Below are 11,147 nucleotides of genomic sequence, written 5' to 3' on the forward strand. Positions count from 1 at the left end.
GTCTCCTCAGAAGCGGTCGCAGGACGCGGAGTGGGTGCCGTCCTGCCGGCCGGGCACGTACTTGTAGCCCACGCGCCGTACGGTGACGATCCGGTGCCGGTGCGCCTCGCCCAGCTTGCGGCGCAGCCGCGCGATGTGGACGTCCACGGTGCGGCCGTCGCCGATGTGGTCGTAGCCCCAGACGGCGGCCACCAGCCGGTCGCGCGCATGCACCTGGTGGGGATGGCGGACGAGATGCGCCAGCAGCGCGAACTCCAGGTAGGTCAGGTCGAGTTCGCGTCCGTCCACCTCGGCCAGATGGAGCGCCGGATCGATGCGGACGGCGTCGTCCCCGGTGCGTGGGGCAGGTCCCGGCTCCGTGGCGAGGACCGGCCGGATCTCGGGCCGGGGCCTGTCCTTGACGAAGAGCTCGGCGAGATCGGTGCCCTCGGGGACGAGCACCAGATAGCCGACGAGCGGCGCGGAGGCCGGTTCGTCGGCGCCGTGTTCCTGTGCGCCGCCGCGCGCGGTGGGGTCGCCCACCAGACGCAGTCGGCGCGCGTCGGGGAGTGCCGGATCGTGCGGGGTGGGCTGGGCCGGAAGTACCGTGGTCATGGCGGTCGTCCCTTGGAAGTGTGTCGCGCCGTCAGGTGCGGCGGGCGAGATCCCCTGGCCGCCTGACCGGCTGGAAGAACGGGGCGGAGGGCACGGGCGAACGGGGGAGCCGAGTGCCTTACGCGCGACAGCAGGCGGCGCTGACGACGTGACCAAAGTCGACATGCCGACGACGAACGAGTCGTTGCTGCGTACGGGACATGTACGCCATCCTGCGCGGCCCCGCCACGCCCCGTCAAGACTTTCCTAGTGATTCGATAGGGAAAGTGGGGGAGGAGCGCCGTGAGGACCTCGTCGGTCAAGTGGGCGGGTGACATCGAGGTGTCCGCGCAGCCGCTGTTCTCGCCCTGGAACACCACGTTCTACCGGCTGTTCGGGCCCGCTCACCCCGCGGGGGGCAGCGCGCCGCTGACCCGGCAGACGGTCAAGAGCGCCTTCGAGCCGGCGAACGGCGCCACGTTCCCGGTGGGGGAGGACCAGGTGCTGCACGGCAGGTCCTGGTCGGGCGCGGGCGCGGTCGGGCGGGTCGACGTCAGCACCGACGGCGGGACGAGCTGGCGGCGGGCCCGGCTGCACGACCGTCCCCGGGCCGGCACCTGGACGCGCTGGTCCGTGGCCTGGACGCCCGAGCGGCCGGGCGCCACACAGTTGCTGGCCCGCGCACCGGCACCTGCGGGCGCCGCCAGCCCGACGTCGCCGTACCCAACACCCAGGGCTACCTCTTCGACGCGGTGGTGCGGCATCCGGTCACGGTCCTCTGATCCGGCGGATCTTCGCCTTGCGCATGGGCCGCCCCCGGTTCAATCCAACCTTAGGTTAGGCTAACCTTCGTAACGTGCGAGCTGCTGAAGAGACCTCCGGGACCGTGAGTCCACGGGGTCATGAACTGTCGGCCACGGGTGTCACCGTGGCCTACGACGGTGTCGATGTCGTGCACGGCGCTGCCCTGAGGCTGCGGCCGGGCGAGGTGACCGTGCTGGTGGGGCCCAACGGCAGCGGCAAGTCGACGCTGCTGCGCGCCCTCGCGCGGCTGCAGCGGCCGAGGACCGCCGAGCTCGTCATCGACGGCGGGACCGACGCACTGGCACTGACTCCCCGTGAGTTCTCACGCCGTGTCGCTCTGCTGACCCAGGGGCGGCCCACGCCCAGCGGGCTGACCGTCCGGGACGTCGTCGAGTTCGGCCGGTACCCCTACCGGGGCCGCTGGGGCCGGGGCGACGCGGACGGCCGGGCGGCGGTGGACCGCGCGCTCGCCCTGACCGGCGTCGCGGAGCTCGCCGAACGGGGTGCCGAGCACCTCTCCGGCGGCCAGCTCCAGCGCGTCTGGCTCGCCGGCTGTCTCGCCCAGGAGACCGGTGTACTGCTCCTCGACGAGCCCACCACCTATCTGGACCTGCGGTACCAGATCGAACTCCTGGACCTCGTCCGCGACCTGGCGGACGATCACGGGATCGCCGTCGGCGCCGTCCTGCACGACCTGGACCAGGCCGCGGCCGTCGCCAACCGGATCGTGCTGCTCCACGAGGGTCGGATCATCGCCGACGGCCTGCCCGAGGACGTACTGACGGCACAGCGGCTCACCGACACGTACGGCATCCGTATCGAGGTCGACACCGACCCCCTCACCGGCCGGCTGCGCACCCGCGCCATCGGCCGACACCACACGCGAAGCGAAAGGCTCAGCACCACCTCATGAGACGCCTCCTGCTGACCGCGGCGGTCACCACCGCCGCGGCGCTCACCATGACCGCCTGCGGGACCACCGAACCCGCCGCCGACGAAGCGGCGAAGAAGACCAGCGAGCGCATCACCCTCACCGACGCCACCGGCGCGAAGGTGGAACTCGACGGTCCGGCCATGAAGGTCGTGGGAACCGAGTGGAACGTCGTCGAGAACCTGATATCGCTGGGCGTCGACCCGGTCGGCGTGGCCGACGTCAAGGGCTACAAGACCTGGGACACCGCGGTCGCTTTGAAGAACGAGCCCAAGGACATCGGCACGCGCGGCGAGCCGAGCATGGACACCATCGCCTCGCTCGCCCCGGACCTCATCGTCGCCACCACCGACCTGCCGCCGGCCGCCGTGAAGCAGCTGCGCGAGGTCGCCCCGGTCCTGGAACTCCGCTCCGCCGACGCGTCCGACCCGATCGGGCAGATGACCGAGAACCTGGACCTCATCGCCCAGGCCACCGGCACCACCGAGAAGGCGGACGAGCTCAAGGAGCAGTTCGACGCGAAGCTCGCCGAGGGCAAGAAGGCCCTCGCCGACGCCGGACTCGCGGGCGCCGGCTACGCCTTCGCCGACGGCTACGTCGTCTCCAACCAGGTCTCGATCCGGCCGTACACCAGCGGCTCGCTCATCGGCGCGGTCAACGAGAAGCTCGGCCTGAAGAACGCCTGGGCGGTCGAGGGCGACAAGGACTACGGGCTCGCCTCCTCCGACGTCGAGGGCCTCACCGAGCTGGGCGACGTCCAGTTCGCCTACATCGGCAGCGAGGGTGACAAGAACAGCACCCCGTTCGCCGGCGCGCTGGCCAAGGACAAGGTGTGGACCTCGCTGCCGTTCGTGAAGAAGGGCAATGTGCACCGGCTGCCCGACGGCATCTGGATGTTCGGCGGCCCCGAGGCGATGGGGCAGTACGTCGACGCGGTCGTCGAGGCCCTGGCGAAGTAGCACCGTGGCCGTCACCGCAACCGCTCCCACCACCCGCCCGACGCCCGCAACGTCCCGGAGCGGCGCCGCCGCGGTGACGGCCACGCTGGTCCTGCTGGTCGCCGTGCTCGCGCTGGTGGACATCACGCAGGGCACGGCCGCGGTCGGCGCCCCCGAGGTGTGGAAGGCGCTCACCGGCCGGGCCGACCCGGGCGACTCTTCCGTCGTCATCGCCTCCCGGCTGCCCAGAATGGCCGCCGGGCTGGTCGTCGGGGTCCTGCTGGGGATGGCCGGCGCCGCCCTCCAGGCCGTCAGCCGCAACGTCCTCGCGTCTCCCGACACCCTCGCCGTCAACGCGGGCTCCTACCTCGCCCTCGGCGTGGCCGCCGTCACGGGCGTCTCCCTCCCGCTGTTCGCCTCCACCGGCGTCGCGTTCGCCGGCGGCCTCACCGCCGCCGCCGTCGTCCTCGGGCTGTCCGGTCAGGGCACGGGCACCGTCCGGCTCGTGCTGGCCGGCAGCGCCCTCATGCTCGGCCTCACCGCCGTCACCGAGGGGCTGCTCCTGCTGTTCCCGCAGCAGACCGAGGGCCTCTACCGGTGGAACCAGGGCGGCATCGCCCAGAACGGGTTCGACGGCGTGCTCCAGACCACGCCCATCGGCGTCGCCGGCCTCGTGGGGCTGCTGCTCGTCGCCCGGCGGGTCGACGCCCTGGCGCTCGGCGACGACGCCGCACGCGGCCTGGGAGTCCGGGTCCGCACCACCCGGATCACCGTCGTCGTGTTCACGGCGCTGCTCTCCACGGCCGCCGTCACGCTCGCCGGACCGATCGGCTTCGTCGGCCTGTGCGCCCCCGCGCTCGTCCGCCCCCTCGCCCGCAGGTTCCGCGGATTCACCCGCACCCGTGCGAGCATGCCGCTCGCGGGGCTCGTCGGCGCGCTGCTGGTGCTCGGCTCGGACGTGCTGCTGCGCGCCGTCGTACCGACGGACCTGGCCGTCGCCGTGCCGACCGGGGTCGTCACCAGCCTGGTCGGCGCGGTCTTCCTGATCGTGATGGCCACCCGGGTCCGGGACGGCGTCGCCGCCTCCGCACCCGACCGGCTGCGCATCAGGAGCCGGTCCGCCTTCCTCACCACCACGGCCGTCCTCGTGGTCCTCCTCGTCGCGGTGACGACCGCCGCCGTGCTGCTCGGCGACAGCAAGCTGCTGCTGGGCGACGTCGTCAACTGGGCCCAGGGCAGGGCCGGGCGGACCGTCGGCTTCGTTCTGGACACCAGGGTGCCCCGGGTCGCCGCGGCGCTCCTCGCGGGAGCGGCACTGGCTCTGGCGGGGACCCTCGTGCAGTCCGTGACCCGCAACCCCCTGGCCGAGCCCGGTGTCCTCGGAGTCTCCGGCGGCGCCGCGCTCGGTGCCGTGCTGCTCGTGACGACCGTGCCCATGGCCGGGTCGTGGAGCGTGGCCGGCGGGGCGTTCGCGGGCGCCGCGGTCAGCTCGGTCCTGGTCTTCGGGCTCGCGGCACGGGGCGGGTTCCAGCAGAACCGGCTGGTCCTCGTCGGGTTCGGCGTCGCGACCGGGGCAAGTGCCCTGATCAGCATGCTCATCATCCTCACCGACCCGTTCAACGCGACCAAGGCGCTGACCTGGCTGTCGGGCTCCACCTACGGCCGGACGCTGCCCGACGTGGCGCCGCTCGCGGCGGTGCTCGCCGTCGGTGCGGCCGTGGCGGTGCTGCGGCGCACGGAGCTCGACCTCGTGTCGCTCGACGAGGACACGCCGCGGCTCCTGGGGCTCGATGTGGCGCGGGGGCGCCTGGGCTTCCTCGTCGTGAGCGTCCTGCTCAGCGCCACCGCCGTGGCCGCCGCGGGCACGATCGGCTTCGTGGGCCTCGTCGCGCCGCACGCGGCCCGGGCCCTCGTGGGCCGGCAGCACGTCCGGGTGGTGCCCGTCGCGATGCTCCTCGGCGCGACCCTGGTCTGCACCGCGGACCTGATCGGCCGAACCGTCATCGCACCGGCCCAGCTCGGCGCCGGACTGATGACCGCGGTGATCGGAACGCCGTACTTCCTCCATCTGCTCGTCCGCAGCCGCCGGTAGCGGCCCGGCCGCCCGGCTTCGACCGGCCGCGGTGCGGTGGACGGCTCAGCCGTCCACCGCACCGCGGCCGCTCGCGTGGAGGACCTTCTTCTCAGCTGCGCACGCGCTCCGCGCTCGCGGTGTCCGCGCCGTGCCGGGCCAGCAGCGAGGTGAGGATCTCCCCGGCCCGGACCGCTGTGGTGGACAGCAGGGTGGAGGTGAGGCCGTGGGTGTGTTCGGTGCCGCCCTGGAGGTAGATGCCGGCGGTGACGTTCGACGTGGTCACCACCCGGTGGTCACGGCCGACCTCAAGGGTGTCCTCCTCGTCGCGTACACAGAGTTTGGCCAGCTCGCCGAGGTTGTCGCCGATGCCCTGCGGCTGGTAGCCCGTCGCGTACACGAGCAGGTCCGAGGCGATGACCTCACGTTCGCCGGTCGGCAGGAACTCCACCGTCACCTTCACGGCGTCCGCGCCGTCCTCGACCTCGCGGATGCGGGAGACGTTCATCATCCGCAGCCGCTGCGTGCCCTGGACCTTCTCCTGGTACATCGTCCGGGACAGGGCCTCGATCAACTCCATGTCCACCACGGAGTAGTTGGTGCCGCGGTGGTACTCGAACAGCGACTGCTTCACCTCACGAGGCGCGCCGTAGTAGAGGTCGACGGCCTCGGGGTCGAAGATCCGGTTGGCGAACGGGCTGTCGTCGGCCGGGGTGTAGCCGTACTTGGCGAACACCGAGCAGACCTCGGCGTCGGGGAACGTGCGGTGGAGGTAGTCCACGGCCTCGGCGGCGCTCTGCCCGGCACCGAGCACGACGGCGCGGCGTACGGGGGTCGCGGAGGCCACGAGCTGGTCCACACGGGGAAGCAACTCGCTGTTGTGCCAGACCCGTCCGGACCGCTCGGCGCCGGGCGGCAGATGCGGCTCCAGGCCGGTGGCCACACAGACGTTCCGGGCCCGGCGGACCGTCAGCCGCTCCGGGTGGGCAGGGTCGCGGGTGGTGACGTCGAACCAGCGGACCTCGCCGCCCTCGGTGACGGGCCGTACGGAGACGACCTCCGCGGAGTACTCGACGAGCGGCGCGACGCGGCTCGCCGCCCACTCGAAGTAGTCGTGGAACTCGATGCGCAGCGGGAAGAGCGTCTTCTGGTTGAGGAAGTCGACCAGCCTGCCGCGCTCACGCAGGTAGCACAGGAAACTGAAGTCACTGGTGGGGTCGCGCATCGTGACCAGGTCCTTGAGGAAGGACACCTGCATGGTCGCGTCGTCGATGAGCATGCCGCGATGCCAGCCGAATCGAGGTTGTCTTTCGAGGAACAACGCCCGGATCCCGCCTCCTTCGCCCGACGTCGCGCCGTGCTCCTGGAGCGCGATCGCCAGTGCGAGGTTGGACGGTCCGAAGCCGATGCCCAGAAGGTCGTGGACGTCATCCGGCTCGCTCTGCAGTGTCGTCACCGCTTCATCGCCTCCCATGAAGGGGGGACGCGGCGTTCCCAAAGTTGGAACACGGCCTCCCCCAAGCAGGCACATGCTAGATAAGGTAAGCCTTACCTAGCAATGCCTGAGGAGGCCTATATGCGGGTCGTCATGTTCGGCTATCAGACGTGGGGGCACCGGACGCTGCGGGCTCTGCTCGCCTCCGACCACGAGGTGGTCCTGGTCGTCACCCACCCCAAGAGCGACCACGCGTACGAGAGGATCTGGAGCGATTCGGTCGCCGACCTCGCCGAACAGCACGGTGTGCCCGTGCTGTTGCGCAACCGGCCGGGCGACGACGAACTGCTGCGCGCGCTCAAGGAAGCCGAGCCGGACATCATCGTGGCCAACAACTGGCGCACCTGGCTGCCCCCGGAGATCTTCGAGCTGCCGCCGCACGGCACGCTCAACGTCCATGACTCGCTGCTGCCTTCCTACGCCGGCTTCTCGCCGCTGATCTGGGCGCTCATCAACGGCGAGAAGCAGGTCGGGGTCACCGCGCACCGCATGGACGCCGAGCTCGACATGGGCGACATCCTGCTCCAGCGCGCGGTGCCGGTGGGCGCCACCGACACGGCGACCGACCTGTTCCACCGCACGGTCGACCTGATCGGCCCCATCGTGACCGACGCCCTGGATCTCATCGCCTCCGGCAAGGCGGTGTGGACGCCGCAGGACCGCTCCCGCTCCAGCTTCTTCCACAAGCGGTCCCTGGAGGACAGCCGGATCGACTGGACCTGGCCCGCCGAGGACCTGGAGCGGTTCGTACGGGCCCAGTCGGACCCGTACCCGAACGCCTTCACCCATCACCGCGGCGAACGGATCCGGATCGTCTCGGCCGCCGTCTCCGAGGGCCGCTACGGGGGCACGCCGGGGCGGATCTTCATCCGTGAGGGCGACGGGGTCGTCGTCGTCGCCGGCGCGGGGGCGCGGTCCGGGCGGCTGCCCGGTCTGGTGGTCAGGCGGGTGCGCACCGCGGACGGCACCGAGCACGCCGCCACCGACTACTTCCGCACCATGGGCGGCTATCTGACACCCCATCCCTAGTGGCGCCCGGGGCGCACCGGCGGCGTCGCCGGTCCGCCCCACGTCAGCCGGCCACGCCCGGCACGGCGACGGGGGCGGTGTCCTGGGCGCCCTCGTGGTGGCGGCCCATGGGGACGACCATCGGAGTCCGGCTGACGGGGTCCTCGCCGACCAGGCAGCGCAGCCCGAAGACCTCCTCCACCATCGCGGCGGTGACGACGTCGGCGGGCGCGCCCTCGCCCACGACCCGGCCCGCCTTCATCGCGACGACGTGATCGGCGTACCGGCACGCCTGGTTGAGGTCGTGCAGCACCATCACGACGGTGCGGCCCTGATGCCGGTTCAGGTCGGTGATCAGGTCGAGGACGTCGATCTGGTGCGCGAGGTCCAGATACGTCGTCGGCTCGTCCAGCAGCATCACCGGGGTGCCCTGCGCGACCGCCATGGCGATCCAGGCCCGCTGGCGCTGACCGCCCGAAAGCGCGTCGACGGGCCGGTGCGCGAGGTCCGTCATCGCCGTGGCCCGCAGCGCGTCGTGCACGGCCTCCTCGTCGGCGGCCGACCACTGCCGCCACCACGTCTGGTGCGGTGAACGCCCGCGCCCCACCAGGTCGACGACGGTCAGCCCCTCGGGCGCGACCGGCGTCTGCGGCAGGATGCCGAGCCGCTGCGCCAGGGCGCGGGTGGGTATCGAGTGCACCGAGCGCCCGTCGAGGTGCACGGCCCCGGACTGGGGAGTCAGCAGCCGGGCCAGCGCCCGCAGCAGGGTCGACTTGCCGCACGCGTTGGCGCCGACGATCGCCGTGATCCGGCCGGAGGGGATCACCACATCGAGGTCCTCGACGACCACCCGGTCGTCGTACGCCAGGCGCAGGCCCTCGGCGCGCAGGTCGGGCCCATCGGTGGGACCTTCGTACACCTCGTGCTTCGATGACACGTCTTCAGCCTCCTGAACCGGCGCGGTTGGCGCGGACGAGCAGCCACAGCAGTACGGGGGCGCCCAGGACGCCCGTGACGATCCCCACCGGGAGTTCCGTGTCCGGGATCAGCTTCCGGGCGATCAGGTCGGACACGAGCACCATCACGGCGCCGGTCAGGCCGGCGGCCACGGGCGGCGGGACGGCGGTGCCGGCCAGGCGCTGGGCGACCTGGGGCGCGGCGAGCGCCACGAACGCGACGGGCCCGGCGGTCGCCGTGCCGAAGGCCACGAGTGCCACGGAGACGAGCAGCACGGCCACCCGGACGGTCTGGACGCGGGTCCCCAGGCTCCGCGCGACGTCGTCGCCGAGTTGCAGGGTCCGCATCTGCCGCCCCAACAGCAGGGCGGCGGGCACCAGCAGGGCCATGGTCACGGCGAGCGGGCCGATCTGCTCCCAGGTGCGGCCGTTGAGGTTGCCCACCAGCCAGCCGAGCGACGCCTGCGCCTGGAACCGGCTGCCGTGGGCCATGAGGTAGTCGGTGGCGCTGGTGCAGATCCAGGCGACGCCGACGCCGACGAGGACGATCCGGTAGCCGGTGGTGCCGCGGCTCCACGCCAGGACGTAGACCAGGAGCGCGGCCGTCAACGCGCCGAGCAGGCCCAGGGCCTGGGTGCTCAGGCCCGTCTCCCAGCCGAGGACGATGCCGGCGACCACCGCCGCGCCGGCGCCTTGGGTGATGCCCATCATGTCGGGGCTGGCGAGCGGGTTGAGCGTCATGGTCTGGAGCAGGGCGCCCGAGACGCCGAACGCGATGCCGACCAGCAGGCCCGCCAGGGCGCGCGGCAGGCGCAGTTCATGGACGATCAGCTGGGTGCCGGGGTCGCCCGCGCCGAACAGGGCCCGCATCACGTCGGTGAGCGGGAGGCCGATGTCCCCGATCGCGGTCTCCACGGAGAACGCGAGGAAGGCGCAGGCGGCGAGGACCAGGCAGACCGCCACCAGCCGGGGCCGCAGCACCCCGGAGACGGGCGGGACGCCGAGCCGGAAGGGGACGCGGCCGGGGGAGCGGGGGACGGCGATCCGGTCCGCCACGCCCTTCCCCCCGGCTCCGGGCACGAGTTCGGTCGTCATTCGCTCACACCTTCGTGCGTGGGTTCGTCATGGGCCGGCGGCCGCTCCCGGCCCCCTCGCGGACGCGTCATCGCTCACAGCTCCGCGAGGCGTCGGCGGCGGACCAGGGCGATGAAGAACGGGCCTCCGATGAAGGCGACCAGGATCCCGGCCTGGATCTCGACCGGGCGGGCGACCAGCCGGCCGACGATGTCCGCCGTGAGCAGCAGGCAGGGGGCGAGCACCGCCGACAGGGGCAGCAGCCAGCGATGGTCCGGGCCGATGCCGGCGAACTGGGTGAGGACGCGCGCGATGTGCGGGACGACCAGGCCGACGAAGACCACCGGGCCGATCACGGCGACCGCTCCGCCGGTGAGCAGCGTGACGGCGACCACCCCGCAGACGCGGACCGTGCCCAGCCTGAGCCCGAGCGACTTGGCGACGTCGTCACCGAGAGCGAGGCTGTTGAGCGCGGGGGCGCAGGCGAGGGCGAGGACCGCGCCGAGCACCAGGAACGGCAGGACACGGACGAGGACTTCGTCGTTCTGGTCGGCGAGCGAGCCCGCGGACCAGAAGCGGTAACGGTTGAGGGCGTCCGGGTCGGTCAGCGCGACGGCGCTGGTCAGGGAGAACAGCAGGGAGGTCACGGCGACGCCGGCCAGGGCCAGTTTGACGGGCGTGGATCCGGACCGCCCCAGCCCGCCCAGGAGATAGACAAGCACGCTGGCCACCAGGGCACCGGCGAAGGCGAACCAGATGTAGCCGTAGACCGTGCCGATGCCGAGGACACCGACGGACAGCACGACGGCGAAGGCGGCGCCCGCGCTGACTCCCAGGATGCCGGGATCGGCCAGCGGGTTGCGGGTGAGGGCCTGCATCAGGGCCCCCGACAGGCCCAGCGCCGCGCCGGTGGCGAGGCCGAGGGCGGTGCGGGGGAGCCGTACGGACCAGATCACGCTCTCGATACGGGAGTTGGGCGCGTCGCCGACGAGCGTGTCCCAGACCTGGTCGAGGGGTACGGCGAGCGCGCCGTACGCCATGGAGAGGGCGCACAGCGCCAGGAGCGCCACGCCGGAGAGCGCGAGCAGTGCGACTGCGCGGGGGCCTTTCGCCACCCGGACCGCTGAGGTCCCCACGTGAACTTCCTTTGATGAGGCTTGCCTTAGCCAAGCGTAGGGCGAGACGGCCCGGCATCCCACCCCTGGGTGAACCAAGTGCTTACCCTGTGAATAAGGTAACCCTTACCTTAGTATGTCGCCGACCCCCGGCCCAGGGCCGGGACAGACCCGCTGGGGAG

The 11,147-nt window shown here is 72.2% G+C and carries 9 protein-coding genes and 1 pseudogene; 5 read left to right on the top strand and 5 right to left on the bottom strand.

The annotated features are described in order from the left end of the window. Positions 1-6: 6 nt before the first annotated feature. Complete coding sequence (locus tag AB0O67_RS00505) at positions 7-594, bottom strand: winged helix-turn-helix domain-containing protein (RefSeq protein ID WP_365443703.1); 588 nt, start codon at positions 592-594, stop codon at positions 7-9. Positions 595-885: 291 nt separating this feature from the next. Here AB0O67_RS00505 and AB0O67_RS00510 point away from each other — a divergent pair. From AB0O67_RS00510 to AB0O67_RS00525, 4 genes and pseudogenes are all read left to right on the top strand, one after another. After that, a pseudogene (locus AB0O67_RS00510) lies at positions 886-1,355 on the top strand (sulfite oxidase); the annotation flags it as partial. A gap of 74 nt (positions 1,356-1,429) precedes the next feature. Beyond that, positions 1,430-2,290: an ABC transporter ATP-binding protein gene (locus AB0O67_RS00515; protein WP_365443706.1), complete on the top strand. Its 861-nt coding sequence runs from the start codon at positions 1,430-1,432 to the stop codon at positions 2,288-2,290. Further along, on the top strand, positions 2,287-3,267 hold the full coding sequence (locus tag AB0O67_RS00520; protein ID WP_365443709.1) for an iron-siderophore ABC transporter substrate-binding protein: 981 nt from the start codon (positions 2,287-2,289) through the stop codon (positions 3,265-3,267). The genes AB0O67_RS00515 and AB0O67_RS00520 overlap by 4 nt, the downstream gene beginning before the upstream one ends. Positions 3,268-3,271: 4 nt before the next feature. After that, the gene (locus tag AB0O67_RS00525; protein ID WP_365443712.1) at positions 3,272-5,338 is read left to right on the top strand and encodes an iron ABC transporter permease; all 2,067 of its coding nucleotides are present in this window, start codon (positions 3,272-3,274) and stop codon (positions 5,336-5,338) included. Positions 5,339-5,429: 91 nt separating this feature from the next. Here AB0O67_RS00525 and AB0O67_RS00530 read toward each other — a convergent pair whose 3' ends face one another. After that, positions 5,430-6,773, bottom strand: coding sequence for a lysine N(6)-hydroxylase/L-ornithine N(5)-oxygenase family protein (locus AB0O67_RS00530; protein ID WP_365443715.1), 1,344 nt, complete (start codon positions 6,771-6,773; stop codon positions 5,430-5,432). A gap of 120 nt (positions 6,774-6,893) precedes the next feature. Here AB0O67_RS00530 and AB0O67_RS00535 point away from each other — a divergent pair, with 120 nt between their 5' ends. Then, positions 6,894-7,841: a methionyl-tRNA formyltransferase gene (locus tag AB0O67_RS00535; RefSeq protein WP_365443718.1), complete on the top strand. Its 948-nt coding sequence runs from the start codon at positions 6,894-6,896 to the stop codon at positions 7,839-7,841. Positions 7,842-7,884: 43 nt separating this feature from the next. On the opposite strand, the gene AB0O67_RS00540 is transcribed toward AB0O67_RS00535, so the two are convergent. From AB0O67_RS00540 to AB0O67_RS00550, 3 genes are all read right to left on the bottom strand, one after another. Beyond that, entirely contained in the window at positions 7,885-8,757 is an 873-nt protein-coding gene (locus AB0O67_RS00540; protein ID WP_365443721.1) for an ABC transporter ATP-binding protein, read from the bottom strand. Between the two features lie 4 nt (positions 8,758-8,761). Beyond that, the gene (locus AB0O67_RS00545) at positions 8,762-9,871 is read right to left on the bottom strand and encodes an iron chelate uptake ABC transporter family permease subunit (RefSeq protein ID WP_365443724.1); all 1,110 of its coding nucleotides are present in this window, start codon (positions 9,869-9,871) and stop codon (positions 8,762-8,764) included. Between the two features lie 74 nt (positions 9,872-9,945). After that, positions 9,946-10,986, bottom strand: coding sequence for an iron chelate uptake ABC transporter family permease subunit (locus tag AB0O67_RS00550; protein ID WP_365443727.1), 1,041 nt, complete (start codon positions 10,984-10,986; stop codon positions 9,946-9,948). Positions 10,987-11,147: the final 161 nt, after the last annotated feature.

It is taken from the genome of Streptomyces sp. NPDC086077, assembly GCF_040686175.1.
Classification (GTDB): Bacteria; Actinomycetota; Actinomycetes; order Streptomycetales; family Streptomycetaceae; genus Streptomyces.